This window comes from Burkholderia sp. Bp9004, from assembly GCF_003858025.1.
In the GTDB taxonomy this organism is placed as follows: Bacteria; Pseudomonadota; Gammaproteobacteria; order Burkholderiales; family Burkholderiaceae; genus Burkholderia; species Burkholderia diffusa.
Genome location: NZ_QTQD01000035.1, coordinates 64,928 through 84,360 on the forward strand (window position 1 = coordinate 64,928; position 19,433 = coordinate 84,360).

Here is a 19,433-nt window from a genome sequence, read left to right on the forward strand (position 1 = left end):
ACATAGTTCCCACCGTTCTCTTCCGCACGCTTCGCTGCTGCCGCGCTTCCCACCTGCGCGGTCAAACGCGTCTTGGCCCCGCGAGCGATGAGTCTGGGCGGACGGTACGGCTTTGCTCCGTATACGTGTCCTCCGCAGCAATTGTTCCGGCCAAATACCGTTTTGCATCGGCCGCTCCCAAGTGGTGAGACAGGTACAGCATCTTCGCCCGCTCCCCATCATTCAAATTCGAGAAATCGTAGCCGCCGCCTTCGCGCGCGGTGGACACGAGGTCGAGCACGACGCTGAAATCTCGGCCAAGCTCGGACCGCGTCACGGCGCGGCGCGGCACGAGCGCGTTATTCGGCAGCGACGGGATATCCGTCTTCAGCAGGCGGTCCTGCTGAATCAGGCCACCACGGATCGCCTGTGCCAGTTCGGTCACGTTCATGCGTCACCCTTCTTCTCGTTCATCGCGAACCCGCCGGGCCCGCGCTCTCAGGTCAAAAACCCATCGCTCACGACTGCTCGTCCGGCCTCACCCCAAGCAGCTCGCGAATATGCGACAGCGACCCGTCGTCCTTCACGACGCTCTCGAGCCACTTGTGCAGCGGCATGTCGGCCCATTCGGCGGCCTTGTCCGCGAGATACGCGACCGGGCTGTGCGGCTCGGTCTGACGAAAATAACGCGCGACGGCACGCAGCTGGTCGACGGCCTGCGCGCGGTTCTGGATGCCGGCGATCATCTGCGTCACCGGCGGACGCGGAGCGGTCTGCGACTGCACGTGGGTCTCCTCGCTGTGGAACGTATCGCCGAAGCTCGGCTCGATGCGCTCGGGCTGCGCCTGCGGCGCCGCTTGCGTGTGCGGCGCGCTACCCGTATAGCCCTGCTCGCGCGCGAAGCGCTCGGCGAGCCGGTACACGGTCTCGAACGCGTCGCGCGCCTGCCGGAAGCTCGGCGCCGAATCGCCCGCGCGCTCGACGAGCCGCTCCTCGAACGCATCGAGCGCGAATTCGAACGCCTTCAGGCTGGCGAGCAGCGTCGTGTAGAACGCGATCGGCGTCACGCGCCGCGACGCATCGACCTGCTCGACCGACGGCTTGCCGCGTGCGATGTCGTCCGCATGCTCGGGGTCGCGCCTCACGGCCTGCGCGACGTGCTGTGCGACTTCCCAGTCGAGCGTGGTGAACGCGTTCGATGCGCCCTCCGTCACCGGAATGCCGCGCAGCAGCTCGGCCGTGCGGCCGGACAGCCACGCGACGTTACCGAGCCGGTATTCGACGTCGCCGCCTTCGGGCAGCGGATGCACGGTGTCCCAGTAGTCTCGGCACAGGCCTTCCAGCAGCGCATAACCTTCGGTGAGGCCGGTGATGCCATCCTCGAGCGCGAGCGCCTCGGTCAGCCACACGGCGAGCCGCAGATCCTTGGTGCGCGTGCGCAGCAGCTCGCCCGCGTGATCGACGACGAAGCCCCAGTCGGCCTCCTTGATCTCGGTCACCCATTCACCCTGGTCGAGCGTCGGATCGTCATAGCGCCGCGCGTCCTGGATCGCATCGAATTCGTTCGAAAACAGCAGGTCGTCGCCGCTGGGCGACGCGTCGCTGATCGGCGTCAGCAGCTCGGGGAGATTGATCGGCATGGTTCAGTGAATCCGTTGATGCATGAGATGTCGCGCGCGGGGCTCATTCGACGGTGTACGCGAATTCGCCGGCCTCGTCCGCGCGCACCGCGATGCGCGCGATGGCCGCGCCGTCGGCGATCCGGCCGAGCACGTGGCCCGCGATCTCCGGCAGCAGCGTGCCGTTCAGGATATGGTCGACGTTGCGGGCGCCCGAATCGACCTCGGTGCAGCGCGCGAGCACCGCATCGACGAGCGACTCGTCCCACTCGAACGCGGCCTTGTGGTTCGCTTCGATGCGGCGGCGGATGCGTTCGAGCTTCAGCTCGATGATCTCGGCCAGCACGTCGTCGGAAATCGGGTAGTACGGCACCACCTTCATCCGGCCGAGGAACGCCGGCTTGAAGGTCTTGTACAGCTGCGGGCGCAGCGCCTCGGCGAGCGCGTCCGGATCGGGCAGCTCCTCGGCCGGCTTGTTCAGGCACGCCTGCATCACCGCCGCCGACCCGACGTTCGACGTCAGGATGATCAGCGTGTTGCGGAAGTCGATCTCGCGCCCTTCGGCGTCGTCCATCGTGCCCTTGTCGAACACCTGGAAGAACATCTCGAGCACGTCCGGGTGCGCCTTCTCGACCTCGTCGAGCAGCACGACGGAATACGGATTGCGGCGCACGGCCTCGGTCAGCACGCCGCCCTCGCCGTAGCCGACGTAGCCCGGCGGCGAACCCTTCAGACCCGACACGCTGTGCGCTTCCTGGTATTCGCTCATGTTGATCGTGACCATCTTGCGCTCGCCGCCGTACAGGATGTCGGCCAGCGCGAGCGCGGTCTCGGTCTTGCCAACGCCCGACGGCCCGACGAACATGAACACACCGCGCGGCTTGTTCGGATCCTCGAGGTTGGCGGTCGCGGTGCGCACGCGCTGCGCGATCGCGTCGAGCGCGTGGTCCTGCCCGATCACGCGCGCGGTGAGCAGCGGCTGCAGGTTCAGCACCGTGTCGATCTCGTCCTTCACCATCCGGCCGAGCGGAATGCCCGTCCATGCCGCGACGATCTCGGCAACCACGTGGCCGTCGACCTGCAGCGGCACCATCGGCTCGCCGCCCTGCAGTGCGTGCAGTGCGGCGACGCGCTCGGCGAGCTTGTCGCGGGTCGCCTGCACGTCGACCGGCTGGCCGTCCTCCGACGGGCCGCGTGCCTTGTCGAGCGCTTCGCGCAATTCGGTGATCTCGGCGACGATCGCGCGCTCGGCTTCATAGCGCGCTTCGTCCTCGGTCAATTGCGCAAGCGCCGTGTCGCGTGCGCCGCGCAGCTCGCCGAGCCGCTCGTCGTGCGACGCGCCGCCGGCCGCCTCACGTTCCAGCGACGCGATTTCCGCGTCGATCCGCTCGATGCGCTTCTTCGTGTCGTCGATCGCGGCCGGCGTTGCGCTGTGCGCGAGCGCGACCTTCGCGCATGCGGTGTCGAGCACGCTGATCGCCTTGTCCGGCAGCTGGCGGCCGCTGATGTAGCGATGCGACAGGCGCACGGCCTCGGTGATCGCGTCGTCGAGGATCCGCACGTTGAAGTGCTTCTCCATCAGCCCGGACATCCCGCGCAGCATCGCGGCCGCGAGCGGCTCGCTCGGCTCCTCGACCTTCACGACCTGGAAGCGCCGCGCGAGCGCCGCATCCTTCTCGAAGTACTTCTTGTATTCGCTCCAGGTCGTCGCGGCGATCGTGCGCAGCTCGCCGCGCGCGAGCGCCGGCTTCAGCAGGTTCGCCGCGTCGTTCTGGCCGGCCTGGCCGCCCGCGCCGATGATCGTGTGTGCCTCGTCGATGAACAGGATGATCGGATGTGCGCTCTTCTTCACCTCGTCGATCACGCTCTTCAGCCGGTTCTCGAACTCGCCCTTCACGCTCGCGCCGGCCTGCAGCAGGCCCATGTCGAGCACGTGCAGCGCGACACCGCGCAACGGCGGCGGTACGTCGTCGGCGGCGATCCGCAGCGCGAGCCCTTCGACGACGGCGGTTTTGCCGACGCCGGCCTCGCCGGTCATGATCGGGTTGTTCTGGCGGCGGCGCATCAGGATGTCGATCGCCTGGCGGATCTCGGCTTCGCGGCCGATCACCGGGTCGATCTTGCCGTCGCGCGCGCGCTGCGTGAGGTTGGTCGTGTACGTGTCGAGCGCGGGCGTCTTCGACGGGCCGGCCGCGGGCGCGGTGCCGTCGGCGGCCGGTGCGACGTCGCTGCCTTCCGCATCCGCCTGGCGCGGCTCGGCCTCGCTCGACCCGGCCATGATCTCGTCGAACTTGTGCTTCAGGTCCGTCACGTTCATTTCCGCGAACCGCGACGACATGCGCTGCGCGAACTGCGCGAGATCGGGCGCGGTCAGCAGCGCGAGCAGCAGGTGCCCCGAGCGGATGCGGCCGAGCTGCGAATCGAGCGATGCAATCAGCCATGCCTGCTCGAACAGCGCGATCAGGTGCACGGAGAACACCGGCGTGCGCGTGTTGCCCGTCTTCAGGCGCGTGAGTTCACGCTCCAGATCGGCGCGCAGCGCATGCGGATCGACACGGCTTGCGCGCAGCGCGAGCGGCAGGTCGCCCGTCGCTTCGTCGAGCAGCGCGAGGAACAGATGCTCCAGATCGACCTCGTAGTGGCCGCGCGCCAGGCACGCGCTCGCCGCGCGCTCGGTTGCGTGCCGGCACAGCGGATTCAGTTTCGTGATCAGGGTCTTCAGAGGCGTGCTCATGGCGTCGATCTCAGGTTCGATTGCGTGTTGTTGTCGTTCGGAATCAGTGAATCACGTGCAGTTCGTAGCGGGCGTCCGAGCGGTCGTCGACCGCGTCGCGCGTGCAGAGGAACGCGTCCCAGCCGAGCCGCGAGCCGGCGCCGAGCACGCTCGCGCCGACCTCGGTGCGCTTCAGCACGAGCTTCACCTCGTATTCGAGCGTGACGCCGGCGAGCAGCGTGAGCATCCGCTCGAGCGCGACGGCCTGCGGGCCGCCGGGCAGGAATGCCTCGTAGTCGCGCTTGGACAGCGGACCGACGACGATCCGCGCGCGCATGTCGCGCTGCCATACGCGTTCGCCGACGAGCGCCGTCGCGCCGAGCACCGCGTTGACCTCGCCGAGCACGCTCAGCTGGTCGGTCGGCACGTCGTACCACTTGCCGACGAACTGGTCGATCTTCACCGGCACGCGGAAATAATCGGACAGCGTGCGCTGCAAGTACGCGGCCGACATCGGCCGGTGCCGCGCGGCGAGCGCGTAGCCGGCGACGGCCTCGTCGAGCACGCCGCCCGCGCCGGCCGCAAGGCTGTCGCGCACCTCGTCGCTCGGCACGCCGGCGATCGCGAGCAGCAGCGGCAGGTAGCGCTCGTCGCGATCGAGCTCGTAATGGAACGGCAGCCGGTATTTCTTCCACGCCGCGTAGAACAGCGCGGTCGCGCGGTTCGAGAACACGTCGAAGAACGCGCGCGCCGCATGGTCGCGCTTCAGGTGCTCGCGCGCGACGATCTGCTCGGTGTAGTGCAGCGGCAGCGCGCCTTGCCCGCCCAGCAGCCCGAAGAACGCGGGCGTCAGCTCGACGTGGCCGAGCTCGCCGGCCGCGAGCGCGGCGCCACGCTGCTCGCCCGAGTCGAGCAGCGTGCCGTCGTCGTCAAACGAGCGCGCGCCCTCGATCTCGCTCGGCGGAAAACCGAGCGACAGCGTGTTGCGGAATTCGATGCGCTGCGCGACGACGTCGCCCTGCCGCCATGCGCCGGGGGCATCCGACGCCTGCCGCGCGAACAGCCCCTCGAGCACGCGCACCGCCTGGAAGAACTCGAAGCGGTGCGGCTCGTCGAGCAGCGCGTCGACTACGCCAGGATCGATTCGCCGGTCCGGGGCTTGCATCGGATGATCTCCTCGCCGGTGCGCTTCGACACGACGACTAGTTGAACGAAACTGTTGAGGTGGACGTAAAGCCCGAAGAAGCTGTCGAGCACGCGTACGAACGACGCGAGGCTCGCGCCGACGAAGTGCTCCTCGTCGATCGTCAGGCGGATCTCGATGCCGCGCACGAAGGTCGCGAACGGCTTGCCGGGCAGCCACTGCACGGCACCGCGCTGCTCGACGCCGGCCAGGCCGTCGATCTGGCGCATCGACACTGCCGTGCGCCGCAGGTCGTACAGCGTCAGCATTTCCTTGAGCGGCGCGAGGCCGTGCGCGACCAGCGACACGTGGTTCAGCGCGAGATGCGACACGAGCCGCCAGTGTGCGGCGCGACCGCGCTCGAAGCGCACGCTCTGCGTCGGGCGCCTCAGCAGCGAGATGCCGCTCGTCTGCGCGCCGCCTTCCTGGAACAGGTCGCCGCCTTCGAGCCCGAACGCGAGCATCGACGGCAGGTCGCGGTTCGTGCAGGTGAGGTCGAGGCTCAGCGTGTCGGTTTGCGGCGACGTGGGCTCGAAGTCGATGTCGACGATCGAGATCTCGGTTTCATAGCCGGGGCTTTTTTGCGCGACCCAGTCGTTGCGGCGCGCGAACCAGTAATGGCCGATCCGCGCCGATTCGCCGTGATGCAGCGAATAGAACGGCCGGAACTCGATCACCGATTCTTCATGCGCCTGCTGCCTGACGAGCTTCACCGAATCGATCGAGTACACCTCGTACGCGAACGCGCGCCTCGCCTCGGCGATCACCGGATACGACACCGCGCGGTGCGTGATGCGGATCGGCTCGCCGTGCTGGCGGAACAGGTTGACGATCGGCGTGCAGAACAGCCGGAAATGGCTGGCCGTCAGCAGCTCGAGCAACCGCGCGACGTGCGAATCGCTGCGCACGTCCTGCAGCACGAGATGCAGCGTCGCGCGCTGGCAGCGGCCCGACGCGCGCGCGATCGCCGCGAGGTCGAAGTCGACGAAATCGAACTTGTCGGGGAACGCGAAATATTCGGTGAGCAGGCGATACGCGGGATGCGATTTCGCCGGATAGTCGATCAGCGCGTCGTCTTCGTCGAAGCCGGCCTGCGCGATCGGCAGCTTGCGCAGCGCGGTCCAGCGGCCGTTGCGCTCGGGCTCGACATACGCGCCGAGCACGTTGACGAACAGGCAGTCGGTCAGCGCGGCGACGAACGACTGCTCGCCGTGCAGGTGCGCACGCAGCGTCGGCACCTTCAGCGCGCCGAGATCGAGCTGCGCCGCGAGCGATTCGAACGTGATCGAGATCACGCCCGTCGCGTTGGACGGCAGCACCGTCGCGCTCGGCGCGAGCGCGACCGGCACGTAGCGCGCCTCCGAGATGCGGATCGGCGCGAGCGTCACGTCGTAGGCGGTGCGGAAGCGGCACTGCACGCCGCGGATCGGGCGACTCTTCAGTTCGGTGCCGCGATCGATCACGACCGGTTCGGTCTGCTGGCCAGGCGAAGCCGGCGTGAACTGCGCGATCGAGCACGACGGGAACGGCCGCAGGTAGTGCGGATACAGCACTTCCAGCAGCGCTTCGGTGAATTCCGGGTAATCGTCGTCGAGCTTCTTGTTGATGCGCGCGCCGAGCAGCGCGAACGACTCGATCATCCGCTCGACGTGCGGGTCCTCGCAGTGCTCGCCGGACAACGCGAGCCGCGCGGCGATCTTCGGATAACGTTCGGCGAAATCTCGCGAATAGCGCCGCAAAAACGATAATTCGCGCTCGTAGTACGGCAGCAATTCTTCCATCGACGACCCCGAACCTCAATATTTCCTGCCGGACCCTGAACCATCACCGGGCGGTCCGGCCCGCTCGGCGGCTTGATTTACAGCATTCTGGCCGCGCGCGTGCGCGTGACCGAGTACTGCAGCGTCGACGGCTGCAGCATCGCGTCGAAACTCACCGGCTCCTCGGCCGGATGCACGACAAGCAGCGCCTGGATCGCGAAGTACAGCGCATTGGTCGACTGCTCGTTCAGCTCGAACGTCACCTGCACCTGCTGCAGCCGCGGCTCGTGGCGCGCGATGGCCTGCTGGATCGACTTGCAGATGAACGCGCGGTCGTAGTGGCTCGCGAGGCTCAGCCCCGCGAAATCGTTCAGCCCGTAGGTCAGCACCGATTTCTGGCATTCCGGCAGCGCGGCCAGCTCGATCTCGGTGTGCGCGATACGGGTGTTGAGGATCGCCTCGACGTCGCGGGCGACCGTGTTCTTGAGCTCGTCCAGCGACAATTGCCGCATCGCGGCCGAGGCCGGCAGATGCGGTTCGTCGTCGAACAGCTTGTCGAGAAAACTGGGTTCGAATCGTTTCATCGGCCGGCGTGCACAGCGAAAACGGCAACGGGACGCCGCGCGCCCCGTTGCCGCAACCGACCTTAGACCGCGTAGGTCTTGTCGTTCTTCGTCAGGCTCCAGGCGCCCTGCGTGTTGCCGCCCTGGTTGCCGCCGATCTTCTGCTGGGTCTGCTTCCACTGCACGGCCGCGTACTTCAGCGAGAACGTCTCGAGCGGCAGACCTTCTTCGCGAACGCTCGGAGCGATGCTCGAGATGATCACGTACTTGAGCTTCACTTCCAGATACTGCACGCGCTTGCCTTCACCGTCCGCGCGCGAGAAATGGACCGTCACTTCATCGAACGTGGTGCCGCCCGATGCGTGCTGATACAGCAGCGGGCTCGACGAATCGATTTCCTTCGTGAAAATCATGTCGCCGTGCTCGCAGCGCGTCATCGTGTGACCGCCTGCGGTCGATGCCGTTGCCGAACGCGGCTGAACGATCGAGTGATCCCACGATTTCAGTTCGATCCAGCCCTGATGGTCTTTGTCCGCGGATTCGCCCTTCACCGCCGGACTACCAAACTGCAAGTGCATATGTAACATGGCCCTTCGACTCCCCAAAGAGGTGGTTTTAACGTCCTACCCAGGCGGCCCGCCCGGGCGATTTACTCGCTTATGAATTTGCCGGTTTGGGCAGATCAGCGACAAGTCGCAGAGAAATCGAGAGTTCGTCGAGCTGAAAGTGCGGCCGCAGGAACGCGACCGAACGATACGAGCCCGGCTTGCCCGGAATCTCCGACACTTGTATGGATGCCTCGCGCAGCGGGAATTGCGCCTTCTGCTCCTGCGACGCGTTGTCGTCGAGCAGGACGTACTGCGAAATCCACCGGTTGAGGAAAGTCTCCACGTTCTGCGCCGATGCGAAGCTGCCGATCTTGTCCCGCATCATCGCCTTCAGGTAGTGCGCGACGCGCGATACCGAGAAGATGTACTGAAGCTGGGCGGACAGGACGGCGTTCGCATTCGCGCTGTCGGTGCTGTATTTTTTCGGTTTCTGCACCGATTGCGCGGCGAAAAACGCAGCGTAATCCGAGTTCTTGCAATGCACGAGCGGGATGAAGCCGAGGTCGCTCAGCTCCTTCTCGCGGCGATCGGTGATCGCGATTTCGGTCGGGCACTTCAGTGCCACTTCACCGTCGTCGGTCTTGAACGTGTGCGTCGGCAGGTCCTCGACGAGGCCGCCGCCTTCGACGCCGCGGATCGCAGCGCACCAGCCGAAGTCGTCGAACGCGGCCGTCAGGCGTGCCGCGAAGGCCCACGCCGCGTTGCACCACAGGTACTTGTCGTGCTCGGTGCCGTCGACGTCCTCGACGAAGTTGAAGTTCTCCGCGGTCTGACCGTCCTTCGGATTGAACGGCAGGCGGCCGAGGAAGCGCGGCAGCGTCAGGCCGACGTAGCGCGAATCTTCGGCGTCGCGGAACGATTTCCACTTCGCGTATTCGACCGTGTCGAACACCTTGCCGAGGTCGCGCGGCTTGCCGAGGTCGGAGAACGACTCGAGGCCGAGCAGCTCCGGCGACGCCGACGCGATGAACGGCGCGTGCGCGGCCGCCGCGACGTGCGACATCTGCTCGATGAAGTACATGTCTTCCGGCTGGCGCGAGATCTCGTAATCGCCGATCAGCGCGCCGAACGGCGAGCCGCCGAACGTGCCGAACTCTTCTTCGTAGACCTTCTTGAACAGCGCGCTCTGGTCGAACTCGCTCGCACCCTTGAAGTCGCGCACGAGGTCGCGCTTCGGCGCGTGCAGCGCCTTGATCTTGATCGTCTGGCCCGTATTGCTTTCCTTGACCAGGTAGTCCATCCCGCGCCACGTGCTTTCCAGGCGCTGGAATTCCGGCGCGTGCATCACGGCGGACAGCTGCGTGGAGATCAGGCGGTCGAGTTCCGCGACGCGCGCATCGATCGTCGCCGACAGGTTGTCCGACACGATCACCGTGCCGTCGAGCACCTGGTGCACGAGTTCGCCGATCAGGTCCTTCGCACGCGCATGCTCGGAATCGGATTTCGCGACCTTGCTCTTCTCGACGATATCGTCGAGCAGCGAAGTCCCGGCGGCGTATTCCGCGCCGCTCGCTTGGGCCGCAGCCGTTTGCTGGTTCATCTCAACACTCCGTCGTCATTCGCCGTCTTTGTCGCCGCCGGTGCCCTTCGCGAGCTCCTGCAGCTGCTGCGTGTTCTTCAGCACCTCGGACAGCAGATCCTCGAGCTTGTCGTTGCCGGCGAGCTTGTTGCGCAGGTCGGCGAGCTTCGAGCGCGCCTCGAGCAGGCGGCGCAGCGGCTCGACCTGTTCGACGACTTCGTCCGGGCTGAAATCCGACAGCGAACGAAACTTCAGGTCGACCGCGAACTTGCCGCCTTCCGGGCTCAGGCGGTTTTCCACCTGGAACGCGGCGCGCGGCTCGATCGCCTTCATCACGTCGTCGAAGTTGTCACGGTCGATGTTGACGAACTTGCGGTCGCGCAGCTTCGGCTGCTCGACTTCCGACTGGCCCGCCAGATCGCCGACGACCCCGACGACGAACGGCAGTTCCTTCACCTCGATCGCGTCGCCCTTCTCGACCTCGTAGGTCAGCTGGACGCGCGGCGGCCGTATTTTCTGCAAGCTTTTCTGAATGCTTTCTTTCTTGGCCATCTCGACGGCTCCCAGGTTAGTTGTGGTTATCGCGTCAGTTGCGGTCAGTTGCGCAGTGCGCTGAACGGATCGGCGCCGCCCTTTTGCGGTGCGGCCGGCGGCGTCGGCGCGGTGGTTGCTGCTGCGGCTGCCTCGGCTGCCGGCGCCGCGCCGGCCTTCGGACGGTGAATCACGCGGCGCGTCGTACGCGTCTTCGTGGTCCGCTGCTCCGGCGGGAACAGCGCCGATTCGCCGAGCGTGTCGCGCAGTTGCTTCGCGAGCGCCTGCGCGTCCGACTTCGCATCGCCGGCGAGCGAAGCATCCTGGCGCAGCTCGCCGAGCGACTGCGTCGCGATTCGCAGCCCCGCGACGGCGAGCACGCTCTTCGCCTGACGGTCGGTCGCGTCGCGCTGCAGTGCCTCCTGCGCGGCGACGATCGCCTGGCCATAGTGGTTCTGGGCAAACTGGATCTGCGCGATGCGCGACCACGGTTCCTCGCGCGTCGGATCCGACTTCGCGAGCTGCTGGTACAGGCCGAGCGCCTTGTCCTGGTCCCCCGACTTCGCAACGGCGTCCGCATCGGCCAGCGACTTGTTGAACACCTCGGCAGTCGGCGGCGCAGGCGGCTGGTTCGCACAACCGGCGATCACGCCGCAGGCCAGCACTACCCCAGACAATTTTGCGAAGAGACGGTCTTTCATCGTTATATCCACCGGCGCGTGAGTATTAAAATCGTTGAGAATCTGGTTCTTTTGCTTTGCAAGAAGCGCGCGGGTATAGTACCGATCAATTTTTCATAATTCAATCGCTGCGTGCAGAGTAATTCCTTTTAAAACCGTGCGCTACCCCCTCGAAACGTCTTCGGCAACGGCCCGGCGGCGGCTTTTCCATCGACGGGAATGCGCAAGTTTTACTTGCTCGACAACGCTGCGCGCGGGCACCGGAAAAAAATTCCGGAACCGCAATGCGCCGCACGTGTGCTTAATAGTTGAACGGCAGATTAGCCGGCATTCGCGGTGAACGCGGAAATGCCCGGTAGTTTTGACAGGGGAGTTAAAGGCGGCACGCCGGAAACACGATGAGATCGTCCATGATTCGCTATGCGCTGCCGCTGATCGCCTGCGCGCTCCTGGCCGGATGCGCGGCCGCCCCGCTGCTCGGCTCCGCCGCGAGCGCCGTGATGCAGGCCGCCGGCATCGGCAAGCCCGAACTGCCGGATGCCCAGAAGCCGCCGCGCAACATCGGGCTCACGCTCGCCGCCGCGCCCAACCTCAACGCCGCGAACGATCGCAAGCCGCTCGCATTAGTAGTAAGGCTCTACGCGTTGAAGGATCCGACTTCGTTCCAGCAGGCGCCGTTCGATGCATTCACCGATCCGACCAAGGAAAAGGCCGCACTGGGCACCGATCTGCTGAACGTGCGTGAAATCACGCTGATTCCGGGCCAGCGCTATACGGCAACCGAAAAAGTGTCGCGCGAAGCGCAGGCATTCGGCATCGTCGCACTGTTCCGCGATCCCGCCATCCAGCGCTGGAAACTGACGTTCGACCCGGCGAAGTCTGAGAAATCCGGCATAATCGTCGGCCTGCATAATTGCGCGATGACGGTCACCGACGGCTCCGTCATCGCACCGCAACAGGGTGCGCCTTCACAACCGCTGAATTTGCTTTCGTCGGTCACCTGCGGTTAAGCATGACGCACGAATGTCAATTAACAAGAGTTAACAAATTGGCGATTTAATTCGGGCACGAACAAATCGATTACATCGCAACGCGACATTAACCGGATTTGACATGAGTTATTCGGCCAAGGTGCTTTGGGGGGAAGGGCTGTTCCTCCGGCCCCAACATTTTCAGCGGCAGGACGCCTACCACGAGGCGCGCCTGTTCGAATCCATCCAGGCGATCCAGCCGTACAACTGGGGCGTGCGCTCGGTGCGCATCGACCGCGATGCGCTCGGCAGCAACGTGCTGCGCGTGGCCGAGCTTGCGCTCGTGTTCCCGGACGGCGCGCTGTATGCCGCGCCGCAAGCCGACGACCTGCCGCCGCCGATCGCGCTGGACACGCTGCCCGACGGCATCAACGAATTCGTGTTCTACCTCGCGCTGCACCCGCTGCGCGAGAACGGCACCAACTACAGCGACGATCCGGCCGCCGGCTTCATGACGCGTTTCGTCAGCGAGCAGACGAGCGTTGCCGACAACTTCACCGACGCCGCCGAAGCCGACATCACGTTCCTCAAGACGCAGGTCAAGCTGATCGCGCACAGCGAGCCGCGCGACCAGCTGCTGTCGGTGCCGCTCGTGCGCGTGCGCCGCACCGCGACGTCCGGCTTCGAGATCGACGACAGCTTCGTGCCGCCGTGCCTCGCGATCGACGCTTCGCCGATCCTGCACCAGCGGCTGCGCCAGCTCGTCGACGCGCTGCAGGCGAAGGTGAACGCGCTGTACGGTTTTCACCGTGAGCCGTCGAAGAACATCATCGAATTCCGTTCGGGCGACATCGCATCGTTCTGGCTGCTGCACACCGCAAACGCCGCGTTCGCGACGCTCGCGCACCTGCACCAGCATGCGGCGCTGCATCCGGAACGGCTTTTCCAGGAGCTGCTGCGCCTCGCGGGCCAGCTGATGACGTTTTCGAAGGGCTACACGCTTGCCGACCTGCCCGTGTATCGCCATGACGATCCGGGGCCGAGCTTCGCGCGCCTCGACCTGATGCTGCGCGAATTGCTCGACACCGTGATCTCGACGCGCTACTTTGCGATCACGCTCGACGAGGTGCGTCCGTCGTTCCACCTCGGCCGCCTCGATTCGGGCAAGATCGACGACAAGACCGAGTTCTACCTGGCCGTGTCCGCGGACATGCCCAACGTCGAGCTCATCGACGCGGTGCCGGCCCGCTTCAAGGTCGGCGCGCCGGATGACGTCGACAAGCTCGTGCTGTCGGCCATGCCCGGCGTGCGGCTGTCGTACATGCCGCAAGTGCCGCCCGCGATTCCGGTGCGGCCCGGTGCATGCTATTTCCAGCTCGATTCGCGCGGCGCGCTGTACGAGCGCATGCTGCAGGCCCAGTCCGCGATGATCTACGCGCCGACTGGCATCAATGACCTGAAATTCGAACTGATCGCGGTCACATCATGAGCTACGCGCCCTCCCTGTTCGGCGACAACACGCCGGCTCCGCTGCATACCCCGGCGTCGACCGACGCCGCGTTCCAGGCCCGTTCGCTGCTCGATCTGCTGTACGACGGGTTTTTCATGCTGTTCCTGCTCAAGAACGGTCGCGAGCCGGACAGCGCGAGCGAGTTCAGTACGAAGATCCAGGAATTCCTGTCGGACTTCGAGCGCGGCGCGAAGAAGCTCAACATCCCGGCCGAGGACGTGTATGGCGCGAAGTTCGCATACTGCGCGGCCGTCGATGAGATGGTGCTGTCGTCGCAGTTCAAGATCCGCACCGACTGGGAGCGCCGGCCGCTGCAACTCGTGCTGTTCGGCGAGCAGCTCGCGGGGGAGAAGTTCTTTCAGTATCTCGAGGAATGTCGGGCGCAGGGCGCGGCGCGGTTGCAGTCGCTCGAGGTGTTTCACATGTGCCTGCTGCTCGGGTTCCAGGGCAAGTATCTGCTCGAAGGGCCGGAAAAGCTCGCTTACCTCACCGCGCGGCTGGGGGACGAGATCGCGCATATGAAGGGCAAGCGCGCCGCGTTCGCTCCGCATTGGCCGCTGCCGGATCAGATCGCGCATCGGTTGAAGCGCGAGGTGCCGGTCTGGGCGATCGGGGCGGTGTTTGCGCTCGTGGCCCTGCTCGGGTATCTCGGGCTCAATACTTATCTCAAGGACAAGACGCTGCAGGCGTTGGCGCCTTATTCGCAAGTCATCAAGGTGGGCCCGGAGTCGGCGAATTTGACGATTTCGTTGCCTTGAGAGGCGTTGAGTCGTCGTTTTAACGCGGCTGCTGCTTCGTGGAAAAGGACCGCCCGGCGGTCCTTTTTTACTGTGGCGTGCGGGATGCGCCGTCAGAGCAGAATGAATTCGTCGTTTTCGACGTAGTACACGAACGCGTCGAACAATTGCGCGATGCTCGGTTCGTCGACCTGATCATGTGCGTTGATCACGATGTCCTCGATCGTCGCGCTGTTCAGCGTTACGCGCCAGCCGGGCGGGGTTGCAGCATCCGATACTGCGCCGTCTTTCGCGTCTTCGAAGAAGACACCGCTCGTGTCGGGCGTCCATGGCGTCGGTGGTAGGCAGAGCCGCCCGGTGAAGTCACCGGGATGTTCGAGAACGTGTTTCAACGACACTTCGGTCGCGGTGATAGTCGACATGGGGTAAGGCGGTGGTAACTAAGGGAAATGTAACGGGCTGGTGGACGCACATGCGTTGTAGCGCCCGCGTCAGCGAGCCGCGATTGTGCCAAATAGCGGATGCATAAGGTTGGCCGGCGGCTATCTTCGCCACATCTTCGACTCATCACCAGGATACCGGGAAGGCGCGGGCCAAGCATGGCGCGCGGCCGCCGCCGGCCGGCACCTAGCCATGCTCGACAATACGATACTCGTCGGGCTTCACCCACGATACCGAACGATAAGGCGCCGTGACTGCTCCGTTTTCCCGGTAATGCTCGACGAGCTCCTGCGGACTCCAGTCTCGTCCGGCCGAAAAGAGTGCGTTGAGCTCCATCAGCATTCTCACGAGATGCTGGCGGTCCGCATCGTCGGAAATCGGCCGTATCCATTGATCCCCCTGTTTATGGAATCCAGCGGTCTGCAACTTCGAGACGTGCGCAGGCACATCCGAAAGGACAACGCACCTGTTGCTCGCAATATCGATCACGACGGTTTCATTCTTCGGGATCAGCATCATTTTCTAACCTTCACGTTCACGAGCGTCTTCACGTAGTCATTGTCTGTTGCGTTTGCGCCGCATTGGCCGCTGCCGGATCAGATCGCGCACCGGTTGAAACGCGACGTGCCGGTTTGAGCGATCGGGGCGGTGTTCGCGCTCGTGGCCCCTGCTCGGGTGTCTCGGGCTCAATACTTGTCTCAAGGACAAGACTCTGCAGGCGTTGGCGCCTTATTCGCAGGTCATCAAGGTCGGGCCGGAGTCGGCGAATTTGACGATTTCGTTGCCTTAAAGGGCGTTGCCTCGTCGTTCGAACTCTGTTGCTGCCTCATGGAAGAAGGACCGCCCAGTGCACTATCCCGAAAACGGGACGGTCTTTGCGGTGCCTCGCTCCACATAGTACCCGTGCCGGTTAAAGTGCAGCCCAACTCAAATACGAAGCATCTTCCGAAGCCGCATCAAGAAAGCAGCGCAAGCGGCTGCCTCCGAGTCGAATGACTGCTGCTCAGTACGTTGTCCGCGCTCACTGTAGTACACGTACCAGTGCCCATAATTTTCCGCAAGACATAAAGCCTCATCCTTTTCACCTCCAAGGCAGTAGCTATCTCGTGGTGCACCTACCGCATCAAGCGCATTCTGTAGATCTTGCTTATTCATCCATCTCCTAAGGTGACTAGACTCCACCAAGTCTCCAACCGATTTAGGTAGCTTGTACTGCGTACCGAAGCCCAGCTCACCGGACCATGGTGCAATTTTCCCCGCTACTACATTCTCAATCGGCTTTGCCACCTCATACATGTTGCAAGGCTCTTCATTCGATCCGGGCGGAAGCGTTCGTGCAATCGCCCTGCCCGCAAAAATGCGGACGGGGCTCCCCGGCAGTCATTGCTCACTTAGAATTTCTTTGGAGCGAGCTCGATTGCATCGTCTACTAGGCCGTCAAAATTCTGGCAACGCCCTCAAGCTCGCCAACAGAAAAATCGCTCACTGCCTCAAGAGAAACCCCGTAATCCAAGTCAAACTTCACATTGAAGTCTTTACCTTTATACTTGCAGCGCAAAATATCGGCCTCCGGTATATGGACGACTTTTTCGAGGGAAATTCCATCCTTTCCCGCGAGCAATTCACTGCAAACACGCTCGAAATCCAGAGCATCCAAATCCTTCGAATTAAATTCCCGCATCGCTAAGCACCTTATTACAGTCAAGATCCCCAATCGTCATCTTGTCAACACCGGGTCTCGATCGCTTGGACGATCCAATGATGTAGTTGTACACGTCATCGCCTTGATAGCCTTTACCGTTTGCCTTGGCAACCGTTTCCTTCCAGGTGAGCATAGGCTCCGCCTTGCCAGTCGGCGAATTGATCCCCGTATAAAGAGCAGTAGCAGCATCGCGGTCGGCCATCAAAAGTCTAGCTCGAATACGTGCTTGATTACGCAACTTATGCGCAAGTCGCGCCCTTTCCTTCAAATTTTTACAGCTGCACAATTGCTGATCGATCCTGCTTTCTTCGCGCTTATACCAACAGCGAGTCTGAACGTCACTCAGCGATCCGCCTTTCGGATCTGTTTCCCTGAGCTTTACCAACCCCAGAGCATCCGTCCACTCGACAGGATTTGGCGCATACTGAAAATTATTTGATCCACCGTGCAACTTTATCGGATCCTGGCTAGTAAATCTGCCAGCTCTCGGGTCGTAATACCGATACCGGTTATAGTGCAGCCCCGTCTCCTCATCGACCTGCTGCCCCTGAAACCGCAACGGATTCCTGGCGACGATCCCCGCCGCCTTCGACACCCGCGCGATCACCTCCCGCGCTTCGCCCCACGCCTTGTACGACGCCTCCCACACGACATCGCCATCGTCGTCCGTCAGCAACTGCGGCGTACCGATCTGATCGCAGTGGTAATAGAACACCGCCGCATCACCCCGCCGCTCCGGCAGCCTCTGCAGCGGATCTTCCTCCGGCACATAGCGGTCGGTACTCTTCCACTCCGGCGTCGCGATTCCCTCGACCGGCTCCGCCACATACTGCACCAGCGGCACGAACGTCCCGGGCTCGTAGAGATAGTGCGTGGCGCGCTCGCCGTCACTCTCGTACGCCAGCGTGTCACCATCCCACCCGAACACCGTCCGCTCGCCGTTCAACTCCTTCGCAATACGCCGGCCGAATCGAGTAATTTCGACGAAACCGGTCATATCCGCGTGCGGCTGCTGGATCATTTCGGAAGCTGGCTCCATCGTCAATCAACCCGTGAAGTTGCTTGTAATACCTTTGATGCGTCGCGGCGGACAGCTCCACGATTGGTCCCGGTTCGTCACCAAGCACATGATGCAGATTTACCTGATTGCCATCGGGCCCGAAAGGCGCATAGCCCGCTTTCATCAAGTCCACATTCGTCGCACCGTTGTTGATCATACCCTTCAGCTTATCGAAGCTAGGCGAATTGAGTGCCTTCTGATTGATGCTCATTTGAATGATGGGAGTGGTCGCGTCAATCAAGGAGTCGTCTTGATTGACCTTGCGGCCAAGAACGCTATTAGGGCAACGCGCCAAGCCGAGGGGATCAACCCATCCAGTTGGATTGGGCGCGTACTAATAAACGTTGATACCGCCCGCGAGCCCGATCGGGTCTTTCGAGAGGAAGCGCCCGGTGCTGGGATCGGAATACCGATGCCAGTTATTGTGTAAGCCCGTATCTCACGCAACGGAATTGCCCGTGCTAATTGAGCCGCAATGGTACCGTCGCTAGTGACGCACACTCTTCCGTTCGCATGCTGTCTATTCCCGCGTGCTGTAGGCATGCATCCTCATAGGCAACGTGCTCGCCATCGCATTGTGAAGCCAAGAAGGCGTCGATTCTCTGAAATTCGACATCAGCAGCAATGTCAACTGCAAAGAGCGATAACCCGTCGGTTACTGAGCATTGTGCTCCAAGTTGCGTGAGGTTTTGGACAATTGCCTTTCTGGTTACATCATCCTCCGCAAATACCCGGAGGGTCGAGTGCCCCCCCCGAGCAACTACTCCAGCGGCAACAAGTTCGCCGTCAATCTCCTCGGTCACGACCGTATCACCTTTGCTCACCCCACATATGTAGTAAGGCACGTTGTCGATCACGTAGGAATTCTCGCCAAGAGCCCCCCCCCACAGTGATTCGAAGCCAACGGGCGGATATCCGTCAGCGTCAGTCTTCAGACGAAACACGATTTTTGCGAAGCCTGGCATGATGATCCTATTCGTTTCCGCAGGGGTTGCGCCCCAAACGGTTGAGTTGCTTGAAATTTTCCTTCAGCTTATTCGAGAAGCCACGATTGCACTTACGGCAGAGCAGTTGGGTGTTTTTTTCGTTGTTCGCCCCACCCAGCGAGTCGGGTTCGACGTGGTCGAACTGACGTTCGTTCGCCGGAGGTGTGACACCGCGTTGACTCTTTTGGCCAGGAATCACGTCGGTGCCACAGCACTCGCACTTTTCCGTTCCAAAGAAGTCTTTATTCTCCTGAGCAACCTTCTGTTTGACAGACGCCGGGATGCGCGCTAGCCCAAGCGGATCGATCCATCCGGTTGGCGCGGGTACGTATTGATAGACGTTGATGCCACCGGCGAGCCTGATCGGGTCTTTCGAGATGAACCGTCCACTGCTCGGATCGTAGTACCGATGCCGGTTATAGTACAACCCCGTTTCCGCATCAACCTGTTGCCCCTGAAACCGCAACGGATTCTTAGGCACGATCCCCGCCGCCTTCGACGCCCGCGCAATTACTTCTCGCGCTTCGCCCCAAGCCATGTACGACGCTTCCCACACAACATCACCGCCGCCGTCGGTCATCAATTGAGGCGTCCCGATCTGATCGCAGTGGTAATAGAACAGGGCAGCATCACCACGCCGCTCCGGCACCTGCTGCAGCGGGTCCTCCTCCGGCACATAGCGGTCGGTACTCTTCCACTCCGGCGTCACGATCCCATCGACCGGTTCCGCCACATACTGGGCCAGCGGCACGAACGTCCCCGGCTCGTAGAGATAGTGCGTGGCGCGCTCGCCGTCACTCTCGTACGCCAGCGTGTCACCATCCCACCCGAACACCGTCCGCTCGCCGTTCAACTCCTTCGCAATACGCCG

19 protein-coding genes and 5 pseudogenes are annotated in these 19,433 nt (G+C 63.2%); 4 read left to right on the forward strand and 20 right to left on the reverse strand.

Annotation, left to right across the window (positions count from 1 at the left end; all coding sequences use genetic code 11):
• Positions 1 to 250: 250 nt before the first annotated feature.
• The 10 genes and pseudogenes from DIE08_RS36750 to DIE08_RS29500 all read right to left on the reverse strand — a co-directional run.
• Positions 251 to 430, reverse strand: a pseudogene (locus DIE08_RS36750) (hypothetical protein); the annotation flags it as partial.
• Between the two features lie 67 nt (positions 431 to 497).
• On the reverse strand, positions 498 to 1,619 hold the full coding sequence (gene tssA, locus DIE08_RS29460; RefSeq protein ID WP_124905089.1) for a type VI secretion system protein TssA: 1,122 nt from the start codon (positions 1,617 to 1,619) through the stop codon (positions 498 to 500).
• Between the two features lie 43 nt (positions 1,620 to 1,662).
• Positions 1,663 to 4,332: a type VI secretion system ATPase TssH gene (gene tssH / locus DIE08_RS29465; RefSeq protein WP_124629121.1), complete on the reverse strand. Its 2,670-nt coding sequence runs from the start codon at positions 4,330 to 4,332 to the stop codon at positions 1,663 to 1,665.
• Positions 4,333 to 4,375: 43 nt separating this feature from the next.
• Positions 4,376 to 5,476, reverse strand: a complete 1,101-nt coding sequence (gene tssG / locus DIE08_RS29470) for a type VI secretion system baseplate subunit TssG (RefSeq protein WP_059607866.1) — start codon at positions 5,474 to 5,476, stop codon at positions 4,376 to 4,378.
• Positions 5,440 to 7,275, reverse strand: a complete 1,836-nt coding sequence (gene tssF, locus DIE08_RS29475; protein ID WP_124905091.1) for a type VI secretion system baseplate subunit TssF — start codon at positions 7,273 to 7,275, stop codon at positions 5,440 to 5,442. Before tssF ends, tssG begins: the two co-directional genes overlap by 37 nt.
• A gap of 77 nt (positions 7,276 to 7,352) precedes the next feature.
• Positions 7,353 to 7,838 (reverse strand): type VI secretion system baseplate subunit TssE, encoded by a 486-nt coding sequence (gene tssE, locus DIE08_RS29480; protein WP_059465243.1) that lies wholly within the window; start codon positions 7,836 to 7,838, stop codon positions 7,353 to 7,355.
• 62 nt (positions 7,839 to 7,900) lie between these two features.
• A complete protein-coding gene (locus DIE08_RS29485; RefSeq protein ID WP_006477093.1) occupies positions 7,901 to 8,404 on the reverse strand; it encodes a type VI secretion system tube protein Hcp in 504 nt (167 codons plus the stop codon).
• Between the two features lie 70 nt (positions 8,405 to 8,474).
• A complete protein-coding gene (gene tssC, locus DIE08_RS29490; RefSeq protein ID WP_039320274.1) occupies positions 8,475 to 9,965 on the reverse strand; it encodes a type VI secretion system contractile sheath large subunit in 1,491 nt (496 codons plus the stop codon).
• A gap of 15 nt (positions 9,966 to 9,980) precedes the next feature.
• Positions 9,981 to 10,496, reverse strand: coding sequence for a type VI secretion system contractile sheath small subunit (gene tssB, locus DIE08_RS29495; protein WP_044845930.1), 516 nt, complete (start codon positions 10,494 to 10,496; stop codon positions 9,981 to 9,983).
• Between the two features lie 44 nt (positions 10,497 to 10,540).
• Positions 10,541 to 11,176: a M48 family metallopeptidase gene (locus DIE08_RS29500; RefSeq protein ID WP_124629125.1), complete on the reverse strand. Its 636-nt coding sequence runs from the start codon at positions 11,174 to 11,176 to the stop codon at positions 10,541 to 10,543.
• 377 nt (positions 11,177 to 11,553) lie between these two features.
• Between DIE08_RS29500 and tssJ the strand changes: the two genes are divergently transcribed.
• The 3 genes from tssJ (at position 11,554) to icmH (ending at position 14,394) form a co-directional block, all read left to right on the forward strand.
• Complete coding sequence (tssJ, locus tag DIE08_RS29505) at positions 11,554 to 12,165, forward strand: type VI secretion system lipoprotein TssJ (RefSeq protein WP_124905093.1); 612 nt, start codon at positions 11,554 to 11,556, stop codon at positions 12,163 to 12,165.
• 103 nt (positions 12,166 to 12,268) lie between these two features.
• Positions 12,269 to 13,615 carry a type VI secretion system baseplate subunit TssK gene (gene tssK, locus DIE08_RS29510; protein WP_059682129.1) on the forward strand — a complete coding sequence of 449 codons (1,347 nt, stop codon included), beginning with the start codon at positions 12,269 to 12,271 and terminating at the stop codon, positions 13,613 to 13,615.
• Positions 13,612 to 14,394, forward strand: a complete 783-nt coding sequence (gene icmH / locus DIE08_RS29515) for a type IVB secretion system protein IcmH/DotU (RefSeq protein WP_059510562.1) — start codon at positions 13,612 to 13,614, stop codon at positions 14,392 to 14,394. Before tssK ends, icmH begins: the two co-directional genes overlap by 4 nt.
• Before the next feature lie 92 nt (positions 14,395 to 14,486).
• Here the strand turns inward: icmH and DIE08_RS29520 are convergent, their stop codons facing one another.
• Positions 14,487 to 14,795, reverse strand: coding sequence for a hypothetical protein (locus tag DIE08_RS29520; protein ID WP_124905095.1), 309 nt, complete (start codon positions 14,793 to 14,795; stop codon positions 14,487 to 14,489).
• A gap of 205 nt (positions 14,796 to 15,000) precedes the next feature.
• Entirely contained in the window at positions 15,001 to 15,333 is a 333-nt protein-coding gene (locus tag DIE08_RS29525) for a hypothetical protein (protein WP_260436582.1), read from the reverse strand.
• A gap of 51 nt (positions 15,334 to 15,384) precedes the next feature.
• Here DIE08_RS29525 and DIE08_RS29530 point away from each other — a divergent pair.
• Positions 15,385 to 15,604: pseudogene (locus DIE08_RS29530) on the forward strand (DotU family type IV/VI secretion system protein); the annotation flags it as partial.
• Positions 15,605 to 15,741: 137 nt separating this feature from the next.
• On the opposite strand, the gene DIE08_RS36375 reads toward DIE08_RS29530, so the two are convergent.
• From DIE08_RS36375 to DIE08_RS29565, 8 genes and pseudogenes are all read right to left on the reverse strand, one after another.
• Entirely contained in the window at positions 15,742 to 15,969 is a 228-nt protein-coding gene (locus tag DIE08_RS36375) for a hypothetical protein (RefSeq protein ID WP_260436583.1), read from the reverse strand.
• A 15-nt stretch (positions 15,970 to 15,984) separates the two neighbouring features.
• Positions 15,985 to 16,194: pseudogene (locus DIE08_RS36755) on the reverse strand (glycohydrolase toxin TNT-related protein); the annotation flags it as partial.
• A gap of 49 nt (positions 16,195 to 16,243) precedes the next feature.
• Positions 16,244 to 16,495, reverse strand: coding sequence for a hypothetical protein (locus DIE08_RS29540; protein ID WP_239007272.1), 252 nt, complete (start codon positions 16,493 to 16,495; stop codon positions 16,244 to 16,246).
• Between the two features lie 391 nt (positions 16,496 to 16,886).
• Positions 16,887 to 17,486, reverse strand: a pseudogene (locus DIE08_RS29545) (RHS repeat-associated core domain-containing protein); the annotation flags it as partial.
• On the reverse strand, positions 17,425 to 17,787 hold the full coding sequence (locus DIE08_RS36760; RefSeq protein WP_409360417.1) for an HNH/ENDO VII family nuclease: 363 nt from the start codon (positions 17,785 to 17,787) through the stop codon (positions 17,425 to 17,427). The pseudogene DIE08_RS29545 and the gene DIE08_RS36760, both read right to left, overlap by 62 nt.
• Positions 17,788 to 17,913: 126 nt before the next feature.
• Positions 17,914 to 18,015, reverse strand: a pseudogene (locus DIE08_RS29555) (RHS repeat-associated core domain-containing protein); the annotation flags it as partial.
• A 22-nt stretch (positions 18,016 to 18,037) separates the two neighbouring features.
• Positions 18,038 to 18,541 carry a DUF4265 domain-containing protein gene (locus DIE08_RS29560; RefSeq protein WP_124627982.1) on the reverse strand — a complete coding sequence of 168 codons (504 nt, stop codon included), beginning with the start codon at positions 18,539 to 18,541 and terminating at the stop codon, positions 18,038 to 18,040.
• A gap of 7 nt (positions 18,542 to 18,548) precedes the next feature.
• Positions 18,549 to 19,433: RHS repeat-associated core domain-containing protein (locus tag DIE08_RS29565; RefSeq protein ID WP_185715912.1), on the reverse strand; the 885-nt coding region annotated here is incomplete at its 5' end.

Excerpts from the sequence above, each read along its gene's own strand:
- tssA (WP_124905089.1), bottom strand. The coding sequence starts at position 1,619 with ATGCCGATCAATCTCCCCGAGCTGCTGACGCCGATCAGCGACGCGTCG.
- tssH (WP_124629121.1), bottom strand. The coding sequence starts at position 4,332 with ATGAGCACGCCTCTGAAGACCCTGATCACGAAACTGAATCCGCTGTGC.
- tssG (WP_059607866.1), bottom strand. The coding sequence starts at position 5,476 with ATGCAAGCCCCGGACCGGCGAATCGATCCTGGCGTAGTCGACGCGCTG.
- tssF (WP_124905091.1), bottom strand. The coding sequence starts at position 7,275 with ATGGAAGAATTGCTGCCGTACTACGAGCGCGAATTATCGTTTTTGCGG.
- tssE (WP_059465243.1), bottom strand. The coding sequence starts at position 7,838 with ATGAAACGATTCGAACCCAGTTTTCTCGACAAGCTGTTCGACGACGAA.
- DIE08_RS29485 (WP_006477093.1), bottom strand. The coding sequence starts at position 8,404 with ATGTTACATATGCACTTGCAGTTTGGTAGTCCGGCGGTGAAGGGCGAA.
- tssC (WP_039320274.1), bottom strand. The coding sequence starts at position 9,965 with ATGAACCAGCAAACGGCTGCGGCCCAAGCGAGCGGCGCGGAATACGCC.
- tssB (WP_044845930.1), bottom strand. The coding sequence starts at position 10,496 with ATGGCCAAGAAAGAAAGCATTCAGAAAAGCTTGCAGAAAATACGGCCG.
- DIE08_RS29500 (WP_124629125.1), bottom strand. The coding sequence starts at position 11,176 with ATGAAAGACCGTCTCTTCGCAAAATTGTCTGGGGTAGTGCTGGCCTGC.
- tssJ (WP_124905093.1), top strand. The coding sequence starts at position 11,554 with ATGAGATCGTCCATGATTCGCTATGCGCTGCCGCTGATCGCCTGCGCG.
- tssK (WP_059682129.1), top strand. The coding sequence starts at position 12,269 with ATGAGTTATTCGGCCAAGGTGCTTTGGGGGGAAGGGCTGTTCCTCCGG.
- icmH (WP_059510562.1), top strand. The coding sequence starts at position 13,612 with ATGAGCTACGCGCCCTCCCTGTTCGGCGACAACACGCCGGCTCCGCTG.
- DIE08_RS29520 (WP_124905095.1), bottom strand. The coding sequence starts at position 14,795 with ATGTCGACTATCACCGCGACCGAAGTGTCGTTGAAACACGTTCTCGAA.
- DIE08_RS29525 (WP_260436582.1), bottom strand. The coding sequence starts at position 15,333 with ATGATGCTGATCCCGAAGAATGAAACCGTCGTGATCGATATTGCGAGC.
- DIE08_RS36375 (WP_260436583.1), bottom strand. The coding sequence starts at position 15,969 with ATGAATAAGCAAGATCTACAGAATGCGCTTGATGCGGTAGGTGCACCA.
- DIE08_RS29540 (WP_239007272.1), bottom strand. The coding sequence starts at position 16,495 with ATGCGGGAATTTAATTCGAAGGATTTGGATGCTCTGGATTTCGAGCGT.
- DIE08_RS36760 (WP_409360417.1), bottom strand. The coding sequence starts at position 17,787 with ATGAGCATCAATCAGAAGGCACTCAATTCGCCTAGCTTCGATAAGCTG.
- DIE08_RS29560 (WP_124627982.1), bottom strand. The coding sequence starts at position 18,541 with ATGCCAGGCTTCGCAAAAATCGTGTTTCGTCTGAAGACTGACGCTGAC.